We start from the raw sequence: 23,713 nt of genomic DNA on the forward strand, positions 1-23,713 counted from the left end.
CGCCGATGCTTGACAAGGTGATGCCGCCCGAGACCGCGGAGCGCGCCGAAGCCGACGAGGCCGAGAACGTGGAACGCGAGGCCGCGCCAAATCAGGGCTTCGTGCGGCGCATCTGGCCGCACCGGCTGACCAGCCGCATCGTGCTGCTGAACCTTCTGGGCCTCATCGTTCTCGTCTCCGGCATTCTCTATTTCAACCAGTTCCGCCAGGGCCTGATCGACGCGCGGGTGCAGAGCCTGACGACACAGGCGCAAATCATCGCCGCGGCGGTGGCGGGTTCGGCCACCGTCGACACCGGCTCGATCGTCATCGACCCCGACTCGCTCGCCGACACCAACGACGAGGTGCTGCCCGACTCGGATCAGATGTCGAGCCTCGACTTCCCGATCGACCCGGAAGCCGCGGGCCCCGTGCTGAAGCGGCTGCTGGCAAACACCACCGTCCGCGCACGGATCATCGACAAGGACGGAAACCTCGTGGTCGACAGCCGCTTTCTCTATTCGCGGGGCGACATCGTGCAATCCGACTTGCCGCCGCTCAACGGCGAGCAGGAGGGCTTCAGTCTCCGGTCGCAGTGGAACCGCTTCGTCACTTGGACCTTCAGCTACGATTATCCGAAGCAGATCGAATACGGCATCGACAATGGCAAGGAATTCGGCGAGGTTGCCGCGGCGCTCAGGGGCGCCAAGGTGGCCATCGTGCGCCTCAACGACCGCGGCCAGATCATCGTGCTTGTGGCGGTGCCGATCCAGCGTTTCCGCGCCGTGCTGGGAGCGCTCGTTCTCTCCACAACCGGCGGCGAGATCGACAATGTGCTCAAGGCCGAGCGCCAGGTGGTGCTGATGACCTTCGGCTTCGTGGCGCTCGTCACCATTCTGCTGTCGGTCCTGCTCGCATCCACCATCGCGCTACCCCTGCGAAAGCTGGCGGCCGCCGCCGAACGGGTGCGCCGCGGCATCAACAAGCGGGTGGAAATCCCCGATTTTTCCGGCCGCGGCGACGAGATCGGCGATCTCTCCGGCGCGGTGCGCGACATGACCAATGCGCTCTATAACCGCATTGCCGCCATTGAGGCCTTCGCGGCGGATGTGTCCCATGAGCTCAAGAACCCGCTCACCTCGCTCCGCAGCGCCGTCGAGACGCTGGCCTATGCCAAGACGCCGGAGCAGCGCGAGCGGCTGGTGGAGATCGTGAACCATGACGTGAAGCGGCTGGACCGCCTGATCACCGACATTTCCGATGCATCCCGTCTCGACGCCGAGCTGGCGCGCGGCGAGGCGCAGGCCTTCGACCTGTCGCAGCTGCTCGAATCGATCGCCAGCTTCGCCAACGACACGCGCAAGGAAGGACAGGCGGAGGTCGAGTTCGAGGTGGCCAAGCCACCGCTAGGCATGGACCGCGCAAAAGCCTACACCGTGATGGGGCACGACTCGCGGCTGGGCCAGGTGGTCAGGAACCTCATCGACAACGCGCGCTCCTTCACCAGGCCCGGCACCAAGCTTCAAATGCGGGTGCGCCGCGTGGGGCCCGACGTCGAATTCCGCGTCGATGACTTAGGCCCCGGCATTCCGCCCGACAATCTGCAGCGCGTGTTCGAGCGCTTCTACACCGACCGGCCAGAAGGGAGCTTCGGCTCGAACTCCGGCCTCGGCCTGTCGATCTCGCAGCAGATCGTCGATGCGCACAAGGGCCACATCTGGGCCGAGAACCGCTATGGGAAGCCCGACGAGTCCGGCGGGAAGCCGGTGCTCGGCGCACGCTTCACCGTGCGCATACCGGCCGCACTCCATGCATGAGGAAGCCCTCATCCACGGCACCTGCCTCGCCATCGGAACTGACGGCGTGCTGCTGGTGGGAAAGCCCGGCAGCGGCAAGTCGGATCTCGCGCTGCGGCTGATCGACCAGCAGGGACTGGGCCTTTCCGGCAAGGCGCGCTCTGCGCTGCTCGTCGCCGATGACCAGGTTGTGATCCGCAAGATCAAGAGCGCGCTTATCGCCTCCGCGCCAGCTTCCCTGAAGGGCAAGCTGGAGATCCGCGGCCTCGGCATTGCGGAACTTGCGGTTGCCGCCGAAACCCGTTTGCGGCTTGCCGTCAGGCTCACGCCCGCCGGCGAAATCGAGCGCCTGCCGGACCTGGGCGCCGCGCGCATGGACGTGCTCGGAATCGGCCTGCCGCTGATCCTCCTGGACCCCGGATCCGCATCGGCGCCAGCACGGCTGCGGGCCGCGCTGGACCAGTTCGTGCAGGGCTGAAACAATGTTGCATCGCGGGGGCGTTAGAGGCATTGTGCGCCACCCTGAGCGGGAAAAGCGCGGAGTTTCACCACCATCATGATCGGACTCGTCCTGGTCACCCATGGCCGCCTGGCGGAGGAATTCCGGTCTGCACTGGAACATGTGGTGGGGCCGCAAAGTGCGATCGAGACCGTGGCCATAGGTCCGGACGACCGCATGGAAGCGCGCCGCGCCGACATCGCCGCGGCGGTGGCGCGCGCCGACACCGGGGTCGGCGTCATCATCCTCACCGATATGTTCGGCGGCACGCCGTCGAATCTCGCCATCTCGCTGCTCGAGATCGGCAAGGTGGAGGTGGTGGCCGGGCTGAACCTGCCGATGCTCGTCAAGCTCGCGCGCATTCGCAAGGACTATGCGCTCGACAAGGCGGCCACCGCGGCCCAGGACGCGGGGCGGAAATACATCAACGTCGCCAGCCAGATCCTGGGAGACTGACGATGCCGGAAACGGTCGCCGCCCGCGAGCTCGCCATCGCCAACCAGCGGGGCCTCCACGCCCGCGCATCGGCCAAGTTCGTCAAATGCGCCGAAGGCTTCGATGCCGAGATCACGGTGACGCGCGACGGCATGTCGGTGCCCGCCACCTCGATCATGGGCCTGATGATGCTGGGCGCGGCCATGGGCACATCGATCATGGTGGAAGCCAGAGGCAGGCAGGCCGAGGAAGCCCTTGAGGCGCTGGCGCAGCTCGTCGAGAGCAAGTTCGACGAAGAGTGAGGGCCTCGTCCCACACACTCTCACTCATCATCGCCGGGACAAGCCCGCGTATGATGAACGTGGGGAACGGTTGATCTAAATCGGATCCTTCGTGAACAGCTGGTTCTGGATCACCGCCTCGGCGGGCCGCACCATTGGGTCTTCAGCGCCGCGGCAGCTGGCGTCGAGATAGTTGAGATAGGTCTCGTTCACCGGCTGGCCGATCCAGTCCAGCACCAAAGGCGACAGGCAGTAGAGCGGGCGGCCGTGAATCGCCTCCGCCAGCTCCTGCGGCTTCTCCGCGTTGCTGGCGATCAGCACCGGGACCTGGTGGAGGCGCGGGTCCTGCTCGGACACCATGCCGTTATGGAACTGATGCATGCGCAGCCCCGGCAGGTGATCGCCGAACAGGACGAGCGCATAGGGGCGGCCCTTCGCATCGAGCGCCTTCTTGAAGGCGGCGAGCGACCGGGCAGCGCCATCGAGACGCGTGCGATAATCGTGGACGCCTTCATGGCCCCTGGGGTCGGCGCCGTCCGCTTCATAGGGGCCGTGGGTCTGCACGGTGACGATGAAATGGAACCCGGGGCGATTGCCGCCGATGCGCGCGAGCACGCTGCGGTACAGGCCCTCGTCCGTTGGCCAGTCATTGGGCTGGATGGTCAGCGTCATCTGGTCCATCGACACAAAGTCATCGAAGCCGAGCTTGGGGTATATCTGGTCCCTGAGCCAGAAGCGGCGGGTGAAATTGTGATAAGCGGTGGTGGCGTAGCCCTTCTCGACCAAGATGCGGGGCAGGCTGCGGGCACTGGCGGTGAAGTACTGCACATAATGCTGGTAGGGGATGATGCCGTCCTGGAAGGTCTTGATCGGAATGCCGGTCAGCACTTCGAATTCGGAATTGGGCGTCGTGCCGCCATAGACGGGAGAGACGGCCATCGATTCGGTGAAGCCCGCGTCCTTCAGCTGGTTCAGCGGCGATAAGGCGTCATCGGGGTCATGCCACCACGCTTCGCCAAGGATGATGTAGACATCGGGGGCCGGCGTGCTCGCGGCAGCAGCCGCCGGCGGCTTCGGCGCCGCAAGCGCGTCCATTGCCTGCTTCACCTCGGCCTGCGTATAGGTCTTGAGGCGAAGGCCCGCCATGGAAAAATAGAGATGCGTGCCGAGCCCGTTCATCCGCTCGCTCTCGGCCTGGCTGAAGGTGAGGTTCTCCACGCCCACCCAGTAGGAATTATCGTGGATCCAGTTGGCCACGGCCTCGATGCGGTAGGTCGAGAGAAGGCCGGCGAAGCACAGCGCCAGCGGCAGGCTCCACCAGCGGAGGCGCAGGTTGCGGAGATACCAGATGCCGGCCGGAATGATCAGTGCGCCGAGAAACCAATGATACCAATGCACGTAATGCAAGAGATGCACCGACTGGCCGGCGAGGAAGAGATCGCTGATCTGGAACGGCTCGCCGGTCGAATCCTTCTTGATCTGCGACAGCGTGCCGACGAAGAGGAGGCCCGCCCCCAGCATGGCCCCCGCCGGCAGCAGCCGGGCAAGAGCGGCGAAGAAACCCAGCATGACCATGGGAACGATCATGCGCGGGAACCAGAAGTGCCACAGGCTGCGGCCGTGCAGATAGCCGGGGGACCACCAGCCGAGATAGGCCTGGATCGCAAGCAGCACCAGGTATACGGCGAACAGCCGCAGGGCCAGTGGGCCCGCAATGGTCATCCAGTTCGGCAAGACCCAGCCACGGTCCGGCACGGGCCGGGCACTCGCCTCAGCGATCGTCAATTGGTCGTCCTCCCGGCGGGCAGCCTACCCAACCGACAAATTCATGACAACCGTATGAAGATCAATGCATGGCAGTATCAAGGCAGTGTGCTGCCGCAAATAGGAATGGCCGCCCCATGGGTGGCCACGAGGACATGAGGACAGCCGGACCGGTCAGATCGACTGTTCGATCCAGCTCTGGAGCTGGTTCTTCGGCGCCGCGCCCACTTTGGTGGCCGCCACCTGGCCGCCCTTGAACACCATCAGCGTGGGGATGCCGCGCACCCCGTACCGGGAGGGCACCGAGGGGTTCTCGTCGATGTTGATCTTCACGATCTTGGCTTTGGGGCCAAGGCTCTGGGCGATTTCCTCCAGCGCCGGGGCGATCATCTTGCAGGGGCCGCACCACTCCGCCCAGAAATCGACGACGACGGGCGTGCCGGACTGCAGGACGTCCTTTTCGAAGGACGCGTCGGAGACCTTGTGGGTGGCCATGGGAACCTCTTTCGGGCTGTGGCGGGGATTCGCCGTTGCGGACGACGGAAGGTAGGAGCCCCCCTGCCGGGGGTCAAGGCCGGGCGGCCCGCAGGGCGGCCATGCGGTCCAGAAGCGCGTCCGGCACCATGATCAGCTTCGGCGCCTCGGTGTAGAGGAGGCAGAAGCGCAGCGGCAGCCCGGGGGCCGTGCGCCGCAGCGCGTCACGGTAAGTGGCGAGTTGGGTAAGATAATCTGGGTTGCAGTCGGACGCCTGCTCCGGCACAGCGCGGTCCGTTTTGTAATCGGCGATGAGGATCCCCTCACCCGTCATCACCAGCCGGTCGATGCGGCGGCGCTCCCGGCTGCCATCTACCCGCTGGGCGATGATCGAGGCCTCCGAGTGGCCGTCGGCCGACAGGAGTTCGGCCACCACCGGCTCGGCGATGAGTGCCTTGAGCTGCGCGGCAAGCGCCCCGTCATGCCCGGCGCGGCGCACCGCGAAGTCGATGTGGCCGGCACGCCCGGCCTCGGGCAGATCGGCCAGGTTCTGGAGGATGCGGTGAATGAGGATGCCGCGCGCCACCCGCGCCTCCGCCCGCTTGCGCATGGCCGGCGCCGCCGCCACCGGCACGGCCTCCGCCTGCCGTGCGATCCAGCCGGGCAAGGCGAGGGCTTCCATGGGCGCCGCCGCTGGCGGCTCCGCCATGACAGGGTCCGCGCCGAGGCGCCAGCCTTCGCCAGCATCGAGCGGGGTCATCTTCGGCGTCAGCGCGGCGGAGATGGTGTTGTACCAGCAGTTCTCCGAGGGCTCCTGCACGCCGCGATAGCCGCAGACATAGAGCGCGTCGCAAGCCCTGGTCATGGCGACATAGAGCAAGCGCCGGTACTCCGCCGTGGCCACATCCTTCTGGGCCGCCTTCAGCGCCTTCACCGCCTTGGAGGCGCCGAGCCCGGGCACCACCCAGAGCGGCACGCGGGCATGGGGATCGCCGCCTTCCAGCATCAGCAGCGATTCGCCGCCGCGCGGCTGCTCGTCGCTGGTGGTGTCCGGCAGGATGACGATGGGCGCTTCGAGGCCTTTGGCGCCATGCACCGTCATCACCCGCACTTCGCCTGCCCACTGCTCCATGTTGCGCTTGATCTCGATCTCACCGGCCTCAAACCAGTTGACGAAGCCGCTCAGCGAGGCGCCATGCGCCTCCTCGTAGTCCAGAGCGCGGTCGAGGAACGCGTCAATGGCATCATTCGCCTCGCTGCCGAGCCGCGATACGATTCTGAGCCGGGCCTTGCCGAGGATGGCGGAAAAGAACTCGAAGGGCCGGACGGAAGGCGCCGCGTCAATCAGTGGACGGAGGAACGCGGCGGCGGCGCGGCAGGCTTCGGTGTCCTGCGCGGCGAGGCTGTGCCAGAGCGAGAGCGCGTTGCGCCCGGCAGCGGCCGCAATCAGCTCGTCCTCCGTCAGCGCGCGCTCCAGCAGCGGGCTCTTGAGCAGGCAGGCCAGCGCATGATCGTCCTCCGGCATGATGGCGAATTGCGCCAGCGCCACGAGATCCAGCACCGCGATGTTGTCGCCCAGCTTCAGCCGGTCGGCGCCGGCCACCGGCACCTGCTCGTTCCACAAGGCGCGGATCATCGCATCGAAGAAGCTGTTGCGCTGCCTGACCAGAATCAGGATGTCGCCCGCCTGCACCGTGCGATTGCGGCCCGGCAACATGCGGGCGCCGATCCAGCCCCGGATGGTTTTTGCCAGCTTCCGCGCCAGGAGGCGGCGCGGCGACTGCGCGGGCTCGCGATCGACCGGCGCCTGCCACGGCTCGGGGTCTTCCTTCTCGACCGGTTCGACCAGCGGCCAGAGCTCGACGGTGCCGGACGCATTGCGGCGGTTGGGCACATGCTCCCATTCGCGCGGCGATTCGCCATCGAGCCCGGTGCGCGCGGCGGAGCCCGGCGGGAACACGCCATCGACGGCCTGCAGGATCTCGCCCAGCGAGCGGAAGGAGACGCTGAAATCCACCTCGCGGAACTCCTGCCCCACGCCCTCGACCTGCGACTTCACCCTCGCGAGCACCTGCTCGAAGACATTGGGATCGGCTCCCTGGAAGGAATAGATCGACTGCTTCCTGTCGCCCACCACGAAGAGGGTGCGTGTCTTCCGGCCGTGGCGGCCCTCGCCCGCGAAGAACTCGCCCGTCAGCGCCTGCACGATCTGCCACTGCATCGGGCTCGTGTCCTGCGCCTCGTCGACGAGCAGATGCTCGATGCCGCCATCAAGCTTGAACAGGACCCAGGCGGCATCCGGCCTTTCCTGCAGCAATTCGCCGGTCTTGATGATGAGGTCGTCGAAGTCATAGGCGCCGCGCGCGCGCTTCGCCGCTTCGAAGCGCCGGGTGATGGCGCTGCCGAGCCGCAAGAGCGACAGCGAGGCGCCGAGGCAGTCGAGATCGCCCATCTTGCCCAGCGCGTCGAGAAGGCGCCCCTGATCGGCCTTCACAAAGTCTTCGATCCAATTGTGCCTTGCCAGCGTGGGCTTGTTGGCGACGGCCTTGCGCGGCTCGTTCTCACCCGTGAGGAGAATGGCCTGCAGGCCGATAAGCGTCGGATCCTTCGCGGTGCAGGCGGCACGAATCTGCGCGGCGCGCTTCTTCTCGGAATCGCTGCCGCCAGCCAGCGCATCGGCGAGGTCACGATAGCGGGCCACGTCGCAGGCGAGACCGGAGACGATGCTCTCCTGCGTGACACCCTGCTGCAGCGACAGATGGAACCGCAGCAGGGCCTCCGCGCGCTCCAGCCCATGCTCCTCGTCGAAGAGCGCGCGCAGGCTGGCGCGCCTGGCGAGGAGGCCGGTGAGCAGCTTGTCGAAGTCATCGGCATTCACCCGGTTCGCCACGTCGCGAAGCGCCGCGCCGGTCTCCGCCGTCTCGTCCCCGGCGGAAGACAGCACGGCGTTGCGGGCCTCCTGCAGCAGCGACAGCTGCTCGCGGCCGTCCAGCATGGCAAAGTGCGGCACGATGCCGGCCTCGACGGGGAAGAGCTGCAGCACGCGTTCGCAGAAGGCGTGGATGGTCTGGATCTTGAGCCCGCCCGGCGTTTCGAGCGCGCGGGTGAAGAGCTGGCGGGCGCGCTCCAGCAGCGCAGGATCGGCTTCGGGCGCGCCGAGCGTGCCCAGCACCTTGCGCAGGGCATCGTCATCCAGCGCGATCCACTTGCTCAGGCGGTCGAAGAGGCGGTTGGCCATTTCGGCGGCGGCCGCCTTGGTAAAGGTGAGGCACATGATGCGCGACGGCTCGGTGCCGCCCAGCATGAGGCGCACCACGCGATCGACCAGCACATGGGTCTTGCCCGCCCCCGCATTGGCATTGACCCAGACGGTGGCCGCGGGATCGGAGGCCTTGAGCTGGGCGAGGCTGGCGGCGGGATTGAGGCTCATGTGCCGCCCCCCGACAGAGTCCATTCCCGATAGCGCGAGAGGTGATCGTAATCGCCCGGATCCTCCTCCTTCTTCATGATGGTGCGCGGGTAATAGGGCTGCTCGACGCTGGCATAGTTCGCCAGCAGCTTCTGCAGTTCGGCGAAGTGCATCTCCGCCAGTTCCATGACCGGATGCGCCAGTTTGGGAAAGTCTTTGACTTCGCCTGCCGGGCTGCCGCCACTCAGATGCACGTACCAGAGCGCGTGCGTCTGTCTTGGGGCCACATCGGAGAAGCCGCCGCGCGCGAGGATGGCGGCCTGAAGTGTGAGCTGGGGGGCAAGACCGGTTTCCACCTGCTTTTTGGTCGGTACATCGCCCGTCTTGTAATCGACAATGCGGGCCGCGCCATCGGCCATCAGGTCGATGCGGTCGACGCGGGCTGAGAGCGTGAAATCCGCTCCCGCCACGGGGAAGGTGACCGCACCATTGCGCTCCGCCACCACGCACTCCACGCCATCGCGCCATGCCGGTTCTTGCTCCGCCATCCACGCCGCGATGCGGCGGAAGCGCGGCCACCAGAAACTGACCACGCCGGGATAATCCGCGATCTGCTGGAAGTGGCGGCTGCCATCCTTCTCGAGTTCGCCCGCGGCATCGGCCGGCAGGTGTTTCGGGAAACGATTCAGGAAATCGCCGATCGCGGCATGGACGATGGTGCCGCGCCGCGCCAGGTCAGGCACGGAGGAAACGGGCTTCACGGGCTCCACGTTGAGGATGAAGCGCGCGTAGATTGCGTAAGGATCGCGGATCAATTTCTCGATGCGGGTGACACTGAGCGCCTTGGGGCGCAGCGCCACTGGCGGCCGCGGCTTCGGCTTGGCGACGGGTGTGACGGCGGCCGGCTCCGACAGCTGGCGGGCATAGAGCGGCCAGTTGCTCGGGCGTCGTTCCAGCTTCGCCGTTTCGAGGATCATCAACAGCCGGTGCAGCCAGCGCGACGGCGTGCCCGGCGCATCGCCGATGCGGCGCGACCACAGGAGCTTGACCTCTGCGTTGCCGAAGGCCTGCGCGAAGTCATGCGCGGTCTGGCCGATCTGCGCCTCAGGCTGCTTCATCGCCAGCACGTCGCGCATCGGGCGGTTGAGCCAGGGGCCGCAATCCGTGGCGCCGGGCCATGTGCCCTCGTTGAGGCCTGCGAGCACCATCACATCCGCACGGATAAGGCGGGCTTCGAGCAGGCCGAGAATCGACAGCGGCGTGGGGTTGTGCTGCTGGTTGCGCACCGGGAGACCATGAAGCCAATGGCGCAGAATGGCGGCAGTTCGACGGAGGTCGCAGCGCCTGAGGAAGCGGGACTCGTCCCGCAGCAGGGCGAAGGCGCCGGTCAGCACATCGCCGCCCTCACCTGCCCAGAAGGCTTCGCCCGCCATCGCCTCGCAGGCCTTGGCCAGCCGGTCGAGATGTTCGGCGAGCGTGTGGGGCGGGTTGAGGGCGAGCGGGGCCAGAACATCCGATATCCGGCTGGCCTGCGCGATGGCCTGTTGCCACTGCTCGCCGGTGACGTGCTTCACCGCGAGCGGAAGCGCACGGCGATTGTCCGTCTCGGTGGCGATACGCAGCGCATGGGAGAGCTTGCCGATTTCAGGAGCGCCCGTGCCGGTGCGCAGCAGCGCGAGTTCGATCAGGCTGGCGAGGTGGCGCGCTTCGTCCGGCGGCAGGCCGAAGGTGGCGAGGCCGTGGCGCAGGAGTGCTGCCAGCGGTTCCGCCGCGAAGCCCTGCAGCAGGGCTTCGAGCAGCAGGTTGAGGAGTGCCGCGCCGCCGAAGCGGATCAGCGGTTCGCCACCTGAATCATCGATGGCGATGTTCCAGCGCCGGAGCTCTGCCTTGACGCGCCGGGCCAGCTGCCGGTCCGGCGTGACCAGGCAGGCGTTGCGGCCGGGTGTTTCGAGGCATTCGCGCAGGATCAGCGCCGCGGCGAGGGCCTGCTCGGGAACCGAGCGCGACTCGACCAGTTCCACGCCCTGCATGGCTTCGGCCACGCGCGCCTCCTGGCCTTTCAGCGCATCATGCCAGAGATGCGAGGTCTCCGCCGGGCGCATCAGCTCGCTCGCCAGCCAAGCGCGGGGGCCGGGGGCGCCGCCCAGTTCCGCCACCAGACTGCGCGTGGCATCGAGGCGGGTCAGCAACTGCTTGATGGCATGCTGCGGATGGGTGGGGCCGACGGCGGTCCAGCTGGCTTCGTCCATGAACTGGTCGAGGCCGGGCAGCACCACCGCGCCATTGGGCAGGCCCGCGATGGCCTTGAGCAGCGTGCAGGTGGCGGGGATCGAGCCCGTGGAACCCGCCACGATGAAGGGGCGCCCGGTGCGGGTGAATTCCAGCCGCCGCGCCTCGCGCTTCAGGATGGCGGAGCGGCGGGCCTGCGGGCCCATGGCGTTTTCCTGCGCCAGGCGCTGGGGATATGTCTCGCGCGCGATCGCCAGGAATTCGAGGATCGCCTCACGGTGGCGCGCCGATTCGAGGCCATAAAGCTCGGCGATCCTGGTGACGTCCACGTCCTCGGTCTCGAGTGCGTCGAGGAGTTCAGCCAAGGACTGGGCGAGGCCACCGGCCTGGTGGGGCGCTGCGGCGATCTCCTGCGCGAGCCGTGTGGTGGGGTTGGCCGCCGCCCACTCGTCGATCAGGTCCATGAGCAGGAGGAGCTGGCCGGGCGCACTCACCGGCGTTCCCAGCTCCTCCACGCCATGTTCGGGCTGCAGCAGGTCCTCGTCGATGTCGCCGATGGGGCGGATGCGGGGGAGCAGCACGCCGGAGCCGCCGGTGAGGCGGAAGAAGATCTCCTCCAGCTCGCGCACCGCGCGGCGGGTGGGAAGCAGGATGGTCCAGCGCGCGAGGCCGAGTGTGCCGGGGACCGTTCCGTCCGTACACGGAAAGCCTTTCAGGACTTGCGCCGCGAGAACCTCGAGGAAGGGCTTGTCAGGCGCGATGGTGAAGAGGCGCGGGATATCTCCTGACATGGATCATCATGCCTTCAGCGCCGCTTCGGCAAGGCCGATCGCCTCGGGGGTTCCCACATGCAGCCAGCGCCCGGTGTGGGCGATGCCGAAGAGGCGGCCCGCGGCAATCGCCCGGTCCCACAGCAGGTTCATCGAGAAGGCGCCCCGCGGGGCGCCGGAGAAGATGCGGGGCGAGACGAGATAGCTGCCGATATAGGCAAGCGGCGCTCCCGTGCTGTCGGCACGCCTTGCGAGCCGGCCATCCACCCCGCGCACGAAATCGCCCTTGCCGTCATAACCCACGGTGCGATCCAGCGGCGACAGGAGGAGGAGGCAATCCATCGTCTCATCGTCCCACGCGGCGCGCAGGCGATCAAGCGCGGGGGCGCCGTCATCCACCCAGAAGCTGTCGCTGTTGATGACGAAGAAGGGAGCCTCGCCCAGAAGGGGCAGGGCCCTGGCGACGCCGCCGCCGGTGTCGAGGATTTCCGCGCGCTCGTCCGAGATCACGATGCGGGGCGAGGATTGCCGCTTGGCCCAGGCTTCGATCTGGCCGGCCAAATAGTGCACATTCACCACCGCCGTCTCGACGCCCGCGGCGCGCAAGCGGTCGAAGCCATAGCCGATGAGCGGCTTGCCCGCGACTTCCACCAGCGGCTTGGGCCTGGCCAGCGTGAGCGGGCGCATGCGCTGGCCGAAGCCTGCGGCAAGCACCATGGCGCGGGAGCCGAGATCGCCCATCATAACGTCTCGCGGCGGGCCGCGGGGAGATGGCTGTCGAACCACTGCTTCAGCTTCGACAGCCGCGGGTGCGCGAGGTTGCGCCCGAGATAGCGCGACACACGCGGGATGTGGCGGAGGTAGCCGTGCTTGCCGTCGCGCATGGACAATCTTGCGAAGATGCCGAGGATCTTGGTCGCCCGCTGCGCGCCGAGGATGGCATAGGCCACGTCGAATTCCGCGCGGTCGAAGTTGGGATCGTCCTTCCGCAGCGCGCAGTAGTGCGCGTAGAGATCATCAGCGAAAGCGAAGTCCACGTCCACACGCGCATCCTGCAGCATCGAGGCGAGGTCATAGGCGGGGTGGCCCATCAGCGCATCCTGCGTGTCAATGAGCCCCACGCGGGCGAGACCTTCGCGCTCCGGCATCCACAGCAGGTTGGGCGAGTGATAGTCACGCAGCGCCCAGACGCGATGGCCCACTTGCGTAAGCGGCAGCAGCTCCATCCACAGCGCCTCGAATTCGGCGCGTGCCGCCGCCGGAATGCCGCTGCCGTTGAGATGCGGCCAGAACCACGATGGAAGGAGGTCGACCTCGATGAGCTGCGCCTCGACATCATAGGGCGGCACGCGATAGGTCTGGCCATCGAGCGGCACGTCCTTTGGCCAGTCGCGCCGCGCCATGTCGGCGAGCACGGCGACGGCGGCCTGCATGGGTTCGCGCATGTCCTCGCCCGCCCGCATCATGCCGCCATAGACGCGGCGGCCCAGGTCCTCCATCACCGCGAAGCCCTGTGCGAGGTCATAGGCTTCGGCTTTCGGTGCGCTGTAGCCGCGTTCGCACAGCACGCGGTTGATGGCGATCACCGCGCGGATATCCTCCGCCAGATGCGCGATGGCGCTGTAGGGCTTGCCGTATTTGACCGGTGGGCCATCGGGCCTGGCCGGCATGTCCATCAGGATCGCGGCCTCGCCGGGCAGGTGCAGTGTCTCGTAACGGCGGAAGGACGCGTCGCCCTCGAGGAAGCGGCGTTCGGCCGCGGACCAGCGCGTGGTGGCGAGGAATGCATTGATCGCATCGTTGCGGGCAAGCGCCTGTTGCCACGCACCCGAGGCGGCGATCGCCGCGTCACGATGATTGCCGGAGCCGGAGAGTGCGATCAGCAGCCGGTCCTGATGCTTTGCGTCGAGCATCTTCTCCGGCCATTCGACGGCAAGCACGTGGGTCTTGATCAGCTCGTCGAAGCCCAGTTCGTCGAGCTCGTGGACGGAGCCGATGCGGTGGAGATCGGCATGGGCCAAGGGCACGCGCGTCTCGTTATAGGTCTGCACCAGCGTGAATGTGGGGCTCGGCACGTCGAACGCCGCGCCACCCGCCAGGGCGCGGATGAAGGCGCGGGCGAAGGTGGACTTGCCAGCGCCGATCTCACCCTGCAGCAGCAGCACCATGCCCGGCCGGGCGAAGAGCGAGAGCTCGGCGGCGAAGCCCTCCAGCGCGGCAGCAGACTCGAAGCGGCGGAAGACGTTCATTCCGGTCAGGCCGACTTGCGCACATCCGTCCGCTGGGCCGCGCCCGGGCCATCGAGCGGGAAGGTGCAGAGGACGGTGGTGCCCTGGTTGATCTTGGAGAGGAGCGACACCTGCCCCTCATGCAGCTCGACCAAGCTCTTGACGATAGCCAGACCAAGGCCAGGGCCGCGGTGGCCGCCGGGCACGGGGCGCGACTGGAAGCGGTCGAAGGCCTGTTTCTGGAACTCGGGCTCAATGCCGCGGCCCTGGTCGGAGACCCAGAGCTGCAGTGCCCCCCGCGTCTTCTTCGCGCCCATGCGGATCGTCGCCCCGCGGCCGGAGAAGCCGATGGCGTTGGAGAGGAGGTTGGAGAGAATCTGCTCGACGCGCTTTGGGTCGGCCACGAAGCTGTTGACGTCCGCGCCCACCTCGATGTTGAGCGTCAGATCGCGCTCGTCGATCTGGTTCGCGAGCTTCTCCGCCACTGCCTCGAGCAGGTCCGTCACGTCCACATGCTCAAGCTTCAGTTCGAGGGCTCCGGCATCGATGGCGGTCAGGTCGATGATGGCGTCGATGATGGTCTTGAGGTCGGTGGAGGAGCGGCGGATATCGCGGACATAGTCCTGCTGCTTCGGGTTCAAGGGTCCCGCGAGCCCGATCTGCAGGCCCTCCGCAAAACCGAGGATGGAGGTGAGCGGTGTCCTGATCTCGTAGGAGACGTTGGAGAGGAACATGTTCTTGAGGCGGTCGGCAGCCTCCAGCGCGTCGGCACGGTCACGCAGCGCGCGCTCCATGCGGGCGGAGTCGGAGATATCGGCGAAGGTCAGGAGCGTATTGCCGTCGGGCAGCGGCACGGCGACGAACTGCAGCACGCGTCCGGCGACGTCGATGTTGCCGGTCACGGGCTTCCTCTCGGAATCGAGTCTGGTCACGCTGTAGCGCACTTCGTCCCAGGTGCTGGAGTCCGCCGCGAGCTGGCTGCCGTGCTGGGCGAGCTCCTCGATGTGGGGCTGGGCATCCAGCGCCTCCGGGTCAAGCTGCCAGAACTGCGCGAAGGCGGGGTTGTAGAGCTTGAGGCGGCCATCGGAACCCAGCAGCGCGATGCCTTCCTCGAGATTGTCCAGCGTCTCGCGCTGCACGCCGATCAGCTCGTTGTAGCGGCTTTCCAGCGCCAGCTCGTCAGTGACGTTCTCGTAGAGATAGGTGAGGCCGCCGAAGGGATGCTGCTCGCACACCACATGCAGCGTTCGGCCGTCGGGCAGATGCCACCAGTCCTCGCGCGGTTCGATGGTGGTGTAGGCGGTGAGCTGCTTCGCCCGCCACTCGCGGTAATTGGCCTGTTCCGGAATGCAGCGCTGGTTCCTGAGCCGGTCGAGGATCTCGGCATCGGGCGGATTGGTGGCCAGCCATTCGGGGTCGAGCGGCCAGAGCCCGGCATAGGCGGCATTGTGGAACCTGAGGCGCTGGTCGGGGCCGAAGATGGCGATCGCGGTGTCGAGCTTGTTCAGCGTCGAGGTATGGGCCTTGATGTGGCGGTCGAGTTCCTTCTCGGCCTTCTCCAGCGCCGTCATGTCGATGGCGAAGCCGGCGGCGCCGCCGGTGACGGGCGCTTCGAAGACATCGAGCGCGCGCATCGAGCCGGAGACCACCGCATGGATGCGGCCGAGGCAGCCCGCCGTCGCGCCCGCTGCCGTGCGGTCCATGGCGGCGCGGCCGGCGAGTTCGGTGCCTTGCGACACGACAAGATCGGGGTCCGGCGCATCGACCGCCGCAGCATAGCACTGGTTGACCCAGAGGAGCTTTCCTTCCGCGCCGCGCAGCCAGACGGGCAAGGGGGCTGCGTCGAGCACGGCGCTCAAGCGTTCCACCTGCTTGCCGAGGCGATGGGCCTCGTGCGCGAGATCGGCGATCTTGCGGCGCTCGCCGGCGAGCGGGCGGAAGCGCAGGGTGGCGAGGCCACCGGCAGTGCGGCCGTCGGCTTCCAGCAGCTCGTCCGCAAGGCTCTTGATGGCGATGTTGAAGGGCGTGCCGTCCTTGCGGAGGTCGTACAGGCAGCCGGAAAGGGCCGAGGCGGAATCGCGGTCGAGCCAGGAAGCGAAGTCGATGAGGCCCTCAGGAGCCTCGGGCAGCGTGGCGGCGCCGTGCATGGAGCCCATCACACGGTCCGGCAGTGCCTGCTTGCCGCGCCAGATCACCAGCACATGAGCCTCGGCCGCGATGGCGGTTTCGGCCTCGTTCAGCCGCGCTTCAAGATCGGCGATACGCTGCCCGGTTGACGTTCCGCCCCAGCGGCGCAGCAGACGGCGGGTGAGCAAGAAAAAGCCGGAAGCGGCCAAAACGGCAATGAGGGCGACCCCATCGCCCGCCAAGCTGTTGCCGAAACCGGCGTCCATGTCTTCTCCGGTCCAAGTGCCGGGATGGCCTGCGAATCAGCAGGCGCATCCGCCCCGGCCCGGTATAACCAAAAGCGGGGCGGGCCGGAATCCTCAGTAGCGGTAATATTCCGGCTTGAACGGACCCTGCGGGGTGACGCCGATATAGGCGGCCTGGTCGTCCCGGAGCTTCGTCAGCTTCACGCCCAGCTTTTCGAGGTGCAGGCGGGCCACCTTCTCGTCCAGGTGCTTCGGCAGCACATAGACCTCGTTCTTGTATTTGCCCGTTCCGGCCGAGGTGAAGAGCTCGATCTGGGCGAGCGTCTGGTTGGTAAAGGAGGCCGACATCACGAAGCTGGGGTGGCCCGTGGCGTTGCCGAGGTTCACGAGCCGGCCCTGCGAGAGCAGGATGACGCGCGCGCCCGAGGGCATGTGGACCATGTCCACCTGCGGCTTGATGTTGGTGGATTTGAAGTTGCGGAGCTCGGAGACCTGGATCTCGTTATCGAAGTGGCCGATGTTGCAGACGATGGCCATGTCCTTCATCTGCTTCATGTGATCGACCGTGATCACGTCCTTGTTGCCGGTGGCGGTGACGAAGATATCGGCGGTCGAGACCACGTCTTCCATGGTCTGCACCGCGAAGCCGTCCATCGCGGCCTGGAGCGCGCAGATCGGGTCCACTTCCGTGACGATGACGCGGGCACCGGAACCTTTCAGCGAGGCCGCCGAACCCTTGCCCACGTCGCCATAGCCGGCGACGACTGCCACCTTGCCGGCCATCATCACGTCGGTGCCGCGGCGGATCGCATCGACGAGCGACTCACGGCAGCCGTACTTGTTGTCGAACTTCGACTTGGTGACGGAGTCGTTGACGTTGATCGCCGGGAAGGGCAGCTCGCCCTTCTTCTGCAGCTCATAGAGGCGGTGGACGCCGGTGGTGGTCTCTTCCGAGACGCCCTTGATCGCGGCCTTGACCTTGTCGAACCAGCCCGGCTGTTCCTTGATGCGCTTCTTGATGGCGGCGAAGAGGCACTCCTCCTCCTCGCTCTTCGGGTGGGCGATGAGGCTCGCGTCCTTCTCGGCCTTGGAGCCCAGGAGGATGTAGAGTGTCGCGTCGCCGCCGTCGTCAAGGATCATGTTGGAGGGCTGGCCGTCCGGCCAGTCGAAGATCTTGGCGGTGTAGTCCCAGTAATCCTTCAGCGTCTCGCCCTTGAAGGCGAAGACGGGGATGCCCGCGGCGGCAATGGCCGCGGCGGCATGATCCTGCGTCGAATAGATGTTGCAGGAGGCCCAGCGCACCTCCGCACCCAGCGCCACCAGCGTCTCGATCAGCACCGCAGTCTGAATCGTCATGTGCAGCGAGCCCGAGATGCGCGCACCCCGCAGCGGCTGCAGCGACTTGTATTCGGCGCGCGTGGCCATCAGGCCCGGCATCTCGACCTCGGCCATATCGATTTCCTTGCGGCCCCAGTCGGCCAGCTTGATGTCGGCAACGTGATAGTCGTGCGCGCGGGTCATGAGTCTTGTCCTCTGTCCTGAATTTGAGCGGCTCTATAGCAGCGGGGCGGGGGTCTGTCCATGAAGACATAAAGAATTCTTTATGTCCTCTTAATGAGGACCTTCCGCCCCGCCTGCCCTATATTACCGGTCATGAATGCCATTCCCTTCGACAACAGCTATGCCCGCCTGCCCGGCTCCATGCATGTGGCGGTGGCGCCCACCCCGGTTTCCGCCCCCCGTCTGATCAAAGTTAACGAGCCGCTCGCCCGCGAGCTTGGGATTAACCCCGCCCTGCTGACGGCGGAGGTGGCGGTGGGGAACGCCATTCCTGAGGGCGCGAGCCCGCTGGCCCAGGCCTATGCCGGGCATCAGTTCGGCAATTTCGTGCCACAACTGGGCGACGGGCGGGCGATCCTGCTGGGCGAGGTCGTCGACGTGACCGGCAAGCGCCGGGACATCCAGCTGAAAGGCTCCGGCCGCACCCCCTTCTCGCGCGGCGGCGACGGGCGGGCGGCACTTGGGCCGGTCTTACGCGAATATCTGGTGAGCGAGGCGATGAACGCGCTGGGGATTCCGACGACGCGGGCCCTGATGGCCGCCACCACCGGCGAGCGCGTCTACCGTGATGCGGTGCTGCCGGGGGCGGTGCTGACGCGGGTGGCGGCAAGCCACATCCGGGTGGGCACCTTCCAGTTCTTCGCCGTGCGGCAGGATTTCGAAGCGCTGAAGCTGCTGGTCGATCATGTGAGCGGCCGGCACTACCCACACTTGAAAGGCGCCGGGAACCCGGCGCTGGCGCTTCTCGATGCGGTGATGGACGCCCAAGCCGCGCTCGTTGCCCGCTGGGTGCAGGTGGGCTTCATCCATGGCGTGATGAACACCGACAATTGCTCGATCTCCGGCGAAACCATCGATTATGGCCCCTGCGCCTTCATGGATGCCTACGACCCCGGCACGGTGTTCAGTTCCATCGACACCTATGGCCGCTATGCCTATGGGAACCAAGCGCCGATCGCGCAGTGGAACATGGCCAGGCTGGCCGAGACGCTGCTGGCCTTCATCGACAAGGACCGCGAGGAGGCGATCCGCATCGCCACGGAGCGGATCGAGGGCTTCCCGGCGATCTACACGAAATACTGGCTAGCAGGCTTCCGCAAGAAACTCGGGCTCGTGTCCGAGGAGGATGGCGACCTCGAGCTGATCCAGGCGATGCTGGATAGCCTGCAGATGGCGCGGGCGGACTTCACGGTGACATTCCGTTCACTGAGCAATGGCGAGGCGCCGGACGCGCTGAAGGACTGGCTGCCGGCATGGCGCGCGCGGCTGGCGCGGGACCCGCAGACGGCGGAAGAGCGGCGGGCACTGATGCAGGCGGCGAACCCGGTCTATATCCCGCGCAATCACCTGGTGGAGGAGACGATCGGCGCCGCGGTGGAGCGGCAGGACTACCGGCCGTTCGAGGTGATGCTCTGTGTACTGATGACTCCTTACGTGGAGCAGGCTGGCGCGGAGCGGTATGCTGCGCCGCCGGCGGAGGTCGACGGGGCTTACCGGACTTTCTGCGGGACTTAGAGCATCGTGCGAGCGAGTGGAATCGCTTGCGAAGCGAAAGATGCTCCAGAGTCAAAAGCTGGCGCATGTCCCTGCCGATCAGGCGATTCCACCTGACCGGAAAATGCGCCAGAACCCGCTAATGGAATAATTTCCTTGACTTTCGGAAAAACCTATGCTAGGTATATCATCATAAGTGCTTTCTGCTGATTGACATTGTGAATCCTAATGGGCGGCTTCCCAGTTCTGCGCCGCCCGCGCGTCCACCTGGAGGGGGACGCTCAGCTTCACCACCGGATCGGGGGCGGAGACCATGACCTTCTTGACCACCGCCATGGTCGCCTCGGTTTCTTGGTCCACGCATTCGAAGATCAGCTCATCATGCACCTGCAGCAGCATGCGCGCCGAGACGCCGGCCTCGGCAAGCGCACCGGGCATGCGGATCATGGCGCGGCGGATGATGTCGGCGGCGGCCCCCTGGATCGGCGCGTTGATCGCCGCGCGTTCGAGGAAGGCGCGCTCCGAGGGGTTGGGCGACTTGATCCTCGGGAAATGCATGCGGCGGCCAAAGATGGTCTCGGCATAGCCCTTGTCGCGGACCTCCTGCTTGGTCGCTTCCATATAGTCGCGGATGCCGGGGAAGCGCTTGAAATAGGCGCGAATGTACTCGCCCGCCTCCTCCCGCCCGATGCCGAGCTGGTTGGCGAGGCCGAAAGCCGAGATGCCGTAGATGATGCCGAAGTTGATCGCCTTGGCGCGGCGGCGCACCATCGGGTCCATGCCTTCGATGGGCACGTTGAACATCTCGGACGCAGTCATGGCGTGAATGTCCTGGCCCTCGGCGAAGGCCTTTTTCAGCTGCGGGATGTCCGCCACATGGGCCACGACGCGCAGCTCGATCTGGCTGTAGTCGGCGCTGACCAGCTTCGAGCCTTCAGGCGCGATGAAGGCCTGGCGGATCTTGCGGCCCTCCTCGGTGCGCACGGGGATGTTCTGAAGGTTGGGGTCGGTGGAGGCGAGACGGCCCGTGGACGTCGCCGCCAGCGAATAGGAGGTGTGGACGCGCTTCGTCTCCGGGTTGATGTAGTTGGGCAGCGCATCGGTGTAAGTGGAGCGGAGCTTCGACAGCTGACGCCAATCGAGCACGCGGCGGGCGAGTTCGATGCCCTGGCCTGCCAAGTCCTCCAGTGCATCCGAGTCGGTGCTCCAGGCGCCCGTCGCCGTCTTGCGTCCGCCGGGCAGGCCCATGCGGCCGAAGAGGATGTCGCCCAGCTGCTTCGGCGAGCCGATGTTGAAGCGTTCGCCGGCCAGCGCATAGACCTTGGTCTCGATGGCGGCTGCCGAGGTGGCGAGTTCGTTCGACAGCTTGCGCAACAGTTCGGGGTCGATGAGGATGCCCTCCATCTCCATCGCGGCCAGCACCGCGACCAGAGGCCGCTCCAATGTCTCGTAAACTGCGAGCTTGCCTATGGCGGCGAGGCGCGGCTTCAGCAGCAGCCAGAGGCGCAGGGTGACGTCGGCATCCTCCGCCGCATAGCGCGTGGCATCCGCCACCGGCACGCGGTCGAAGGTAATCATCGACTTGCCGGAGCCCGCCACGTCCTTGAAGGCGATGCATTTGTGGTTGAGGTGGCGGAGGGACAGCTCGTCCATGCCGTGGCCCACGTCTCCCGATTCGAGCACATAGGAGATGAGCATGGTATCGTCGATGGGCGCGACCGCGATGCCATACCGCTTCAGCACCTCGATGTCGTATTTGAGGTTCTGGCCGATCTTGAGGATGGACGGGTCCTCCAGCACCGGCTTCAGCACCGCCAGCGCCTCGGTCAGTGGCGCCTGGCCTTCGACCAGTTCGCCGCCGAAGAGGCCGCCGCCACTCGCCTTGTGCTGGAGCGGAATGTAGCAGGCGCGGCCCGGGGCTGTGGCCAGCGACACGCCGGCGAGATTGGCGCGCATCGAGTCGAGCGAGTCCGTCTCGGTGTCGAGCGCGATATAGCCCTTCTGATAGGCGGCCTCAATCCAGTTCTTCAGTGTACTGAGCGTCTTCACCGTCTCGTAATCGGCATGGGCGACGGGGATGGCGCGGAGCGCGGCCTCGGCGCTGCCGGGCGGCGCATCGGCCGTGGCAGCGGGCGCTTCGGCGGCAGGCTCCGCCTTCTTCGCGGCGAAGCGTGGCGGGGGCAGTGGTGCTGCCTCGCCACCTTCGGGCGGCCAAAACTTCACCTCGACCGGGATCGGATCGATGGCGGTCGAATCGGCATCGAGTTCGCCTGCCACTTTCCTGGTGAAGGAGGCGAATTCCAGCGCCTTGGCGAAGCCGATCAATTGCGAGGCCTTGGGCGTGTCGACTGCGAAGCTGCTCACCTCATGCTCCACCGGCACATGGTCGTCGAGCGTCACCAGCTTCTTCGAAATGCGGGCCTGCTCGGCGAACTCGACCAGGTTCTCGCGGCGCTTCTGCTGCTTGATCCCGGGGGCGCGGGCGAGCAGCGTTTCGAGGTCGCCATATTCGGTGATGAGCTGGGCCGCAGTCTTGACGCCGATGCCGGGCACACCCGGCACGTTGTCAGCCGAGTCGCCGGCCAGCGCCTGGATGTCCACGACCTTGCCGGGCGTGACGCCGAATTTCTCCAGCACTTCCGGCTCGCCCACCTCGCGGTCCTTCATGGTGTCGTAGAGCGCCACGCCGGGGCGGATGAGCTGCATCAGGTCCTTGTCGGAGGAGACGATGCGGCAGGTGGCGCCGGCCTCCACCGCCTGCCTGGCATAGGTGGCGATCAAATCATCCGCCTCGTAATTCGCCTGTTCCACGCTGGCGACGTTGAAGGCGCGGGTGGCCTGCCGGATCAGCCCGAATTGCGGGCGCAAATCCGCCGGCGGCTCCGGGCGCTGCGCCTTGTATTGCGGGTAAATCCCGTTGCGGAAGGACTTCGACGAATGATCGAAGATCACCGCGAGGTGGGTGGGCTTTTCGCCGGCCTTCGTCTCCTTCAAGAGCTTCCACAGCATGTTGCAGAAACCCTGCACGGCGCCGACGGGCAGCCCGTCCGACTTGCGCGTCAAGGGCGGCAGCGCATGGTAGGCGCGGAAAATATACCCAGAACCGTCGATGAGATAGAGATGGTCGCCGGGCTTGAGGGGGGAGGTCCTAGACATGAAGCGAGTATGCCACCCTGCCCTCGTGGATGCCAGCGCCTCAGCCCCGCATCTTGTCGATGACGGTGACGCCGGCACTGGTGTAGCCGTCCATGGCCTCGAGCGAGGCGCCCGCCTCGGACAGCGCGATGCGCTTGGTGATCATGCGTGCGGGGTCGAGCCTTCCGCCGGCGATCATGCCAAGGAGCGACGAGAAACGGGAGGCGGCGATGCCGCGCGTGCCGAGGATCGAAATCTGCCGGGCATAAACGGTTTCGAGCAGCGGCATGGGCGGGCTCGCATGCGGGCCCAGGGGCTGGCCGATCTGCACATGGCGGCCGAGCTTGCGCAAGCTGCGCACCGAATTGTGGATCGTCGCGGTGATGCCCAACCCGTCGATCGAGACATGCGCCCCGCCGCCCGTCGCGTCGCGCACGGCCAGTGCCGTGTCCGCGAGCTGCGATGGGTTAAGGGTGACATTGGCGCCCAGCGACCTGGCCATGGCCAGCGCCTCTTCGTTGATGTCGATGGCCACGATCTGCGCGCCCAAGGCCTGGCCGATCATCACGGCGGAGAGGCCCACGCCGCCGCAGCCGTGGATCGCCAGCCATTCGCCGGGCTTGAGGTCCGCGCGATCCACAAGTCCTCGGAAGGCGGTGGTGAGGCGGCAGCCCATGGCGGCGGCCTCGGCGAAGCCAAGCTCATCAGGCAGCCGGACCAGGTTGAAATCCGCCCGCGGCACGGCGAGCAGTTCCGCAAACGCCCCCCAGCCGGAGAAGCCCACCACATGCTGGTGGTTGCACACGGTCGGCTCCCCCGCCCGGCAGTCCGGGCAGTCGCCGCAGGCGAGGATGAAGGGCGCGGTGACGCGGTCGCCCACCCGGAAGCTGCGGACCCCCGCACCAACGGCCAGCACGGCGCCGGCGAATTCATGCCCCGGCACATGGGGCAGCGCCACGTCGGGGTCCACCCCGCTCCAGCCATGATGGTCCGACCGGCAGACGCCGCAGGCCTCGACCTTCAGGATCACGCCATCCGCCGGGCACGCGGGATCCGGCACGGAGCGGATCTCGAGAGGACCCCGATAGGCTTCGAATATGGCTGCTCTCATGACGGCACCTCCCGGAAACGCCCCTTAGCGCCAGCCATGTCGATAGCTAATTAACTTGTCCGGTTTTGGTAGCACATCAAATGTCCGCTTCTTGTCTTTTGTTCTCCTGTGGGACTGTGGGCAAGGCGGAGCCTTGTCCACATTTCCACAGGTGTTGCGGCTGAGCGGATTTAAGCC

Annotated in this window: 15 protein-coding genes; 5 read left to right on the plus strand and 10 right to left on the minus strand. The window is 66.5% G+C overall.

Going from position 1 to position 23,713, the window contains the following annotated elements:
- Positions 1-5: 5 nt before the first annotated feature.
- From IOC82_RS09210 to IOC82_RS09225, 4 genes are all read left to right on the plus strand, one after another.
- Positions 6-1,796, plus strand: coding sequence for a stimulus-sensing domain-containing protein (locus tag IOC82_RS09210; protein WP_290545885.1), 1,791 nt, complete (start codon positions 6-8; stop codon positions 1,794-1,796).
- Complete coding sequence (locus IOC82_RS09215; protein ID WP_290545886.1) at positions 1,789-2,253, plus strand: HPr kinase/phosphorylase; 465 nt, start codon at positions 1,789-1,791, stop codon at positions 2,251-2,253. The genes IOC82_RS09210 and IOC82_RS09215 overlap by 8 nt, the downstream gene beginning before the upstream one ends.
- Positions 2,254-2,331: 78 nt before the next feature.
- Positions 2,332-2,730: a PTS sugar transporter subunit IIA gene (locus tag IOC82_RS09220; RefSeq protein ID WP_290545887.1), complete on the plus strand. Its 399-nt coding sequence runs from the start codon at positions 2,332-2,334 to the stop codon at positions 2,728-2,730.
- A gap of 2 nt (positions 2,731-2,732) precedes the next feature.
- Positions 2,733-3,011 carry an HPr family phosphocarrier protein gene (locus IOC82_RS09225; protein WP_290545888.1) on the plus strand — a complete coding sequence of 93 codons (279 nt, stop codon included), beginning with the start codon at positions 2,733-2,735 and terminating at the stop codon, positions 3,009-3,011.
- A 75-nt stretch (positions 3,012-3,086) separates the two neighbouring features.
- Here the strand turns inward: IOC82_RS09225 and IOC82_RS09230 are convergent, their stop codons facing one another.
- From IOC82_RS09230 to ahcY, 8 genes are all read right to left on the minus strand, one after another.
- Complete coding sequence (locus IOC82_RS09230) at positions 3,087-4,775, minus strand: LTA synthase family protein (protein ID WP_290545889.1); 1,689 nt, start codon at positions 4,773-4,775, stop codon at positions 3,087-3,089.
- Positions 4,776-4,928: 153 nt separating this feature from the next.
- The gene (gene trxA, locus IOC82_RS09235; protein ID WP_290545890.1) at positions 4,929-5,249 is read right to left on the minus strand and encodes a thioredoxin; all 321 of its coding nucleotides are present in this window, start codon (positions 5,247-5,249) and stop codon (positions 4,929-4,931) included.
- Between the two features lie 73 nt (positions 5,250-5,322).
- A complete protein-coding gene (gene addA, locus IOC82_RS09240; protein ID WP_290545891.1) occupies positions 5,323-8,658 on the minus strand; it encodes a double-strand break repair helicase AddA in 3,336 nt (1,111 codons plus the stop codon).
- Positions 8,655-11,657, minus strand: a complete 3,003-nt coding sequence (addB, locus tag IOC82_RS09245; protein ID WP_290545892.1) for a double-strand break repair protein AddB — start codon at positions 11,655-11,657, stop codon at positions 8,655-8,657. Before addB ends, addA begins: the two co-directional genes overlap by 4 nt.
- Before the next feature lie 6 nt (positions 11,658-11,663).
- On the minus strand, positions 11,664-12,380 hold the full coding sequence (locus tag IOC82_RS09250) for a nucleotidyltransferase family protein (protein ID WP_290545893.1): 717 nt from the start codon (positions 12,378-12,380) through the stop codon (positions 11,664-11,666).
- Positions 12,377-13,885 carry a tRNA (adenosine(37)-N6)-threonylcarbamoyltransferase complex ATPase subunit type 1 TsaE gene (gene tsaE, locus IOC82_RS09255; RefSeq protein ID WP_290545894.1) on the minus strand — a complete coding sequence of 503 codons (1,509 nt, stop codon included), beginning with the start codon at positions 13,883-13,885 and terminating at the stop codon, positions 12,377-12,379. The genes IOC82_RS09250 and tsaE overlap by 4 nt, the downstream gene beginning before the upstream one ends.
- 5 nt (positions 13,886-13,890) lie before the next feature.
- Complete coding sequence (locus tag IOC82_RS09260; protein WP_290545895.1) at positions 13,891-16,257, minus strand: PAS domain-containing sensor histidine kinase; 2,367 nt, start codon at positions 16,255-16,257, stop codon at positions 13,891-13,893.
- A gap of 93 nt (positions 16,258-16,350) precedes the next feature.
- A complete protein-coding gene (gene ahcY / locus IOC82_RS09265) occupies positions 16,351-17,757 on the minus strand; it encodes an adenosylhomocysteinase (protein WP_290545896.1) in 1,407 nt (468 codons plus the stop codon).
- Between the two features lie 132 nt (positions 17,758-17,889).
- Between ahcY and IOC82_RS09270 the strand changes: the two genes are divergently transcribed.
- Positions 17,890-19,311, plus strand: coding sequence for a YdiU family protein (locus IOC82_RS09270; protein ID WP_290545897.1), 1,422 nt, complete (start codon positions 17,890-17,892; stop codon positions 19,309-19,311).
- Between the two features lie 204 nt (positions 19,312-19,515).
- Here the strand turns inward: IOC82_RS09270 and polA are convergent, their stop codons facing one another.
- Entirely contained in the window at positions 19,516-22,446 is a 2,931-nt protein-coding gene (gene polA / locus IOC82_RS09275) for a DNA polymerase I (protein WP_290545898.1), read from the minus strand.
- Positions 22,447-22,486: 40 nt separating this feature from the next.
- Positions 22,487-23,536, minus strand: a complete 1,050-nt coding sequence (locus IOC82_RS09280; RefSeq protein ID WP_290545899.1) for a zinc-dependent alcohol dehydrogenase family protein — start codon at positions 23,534-23,536, stop codon at positions 22,487-22,489.
- Positions 23,537-23,713: the final 177 nt, after the last annotated feature.

Origin of the sequence: Aestuariivirga sp. (genome assembly GCF_020252395.1) — a bacterium.
Taxonomy (GTDB): Bacteria; Pseudomonadota; Alphaproteobacteria; order Rhizobiales; family Aestuariivirgaceae; genus Aestuariivirga.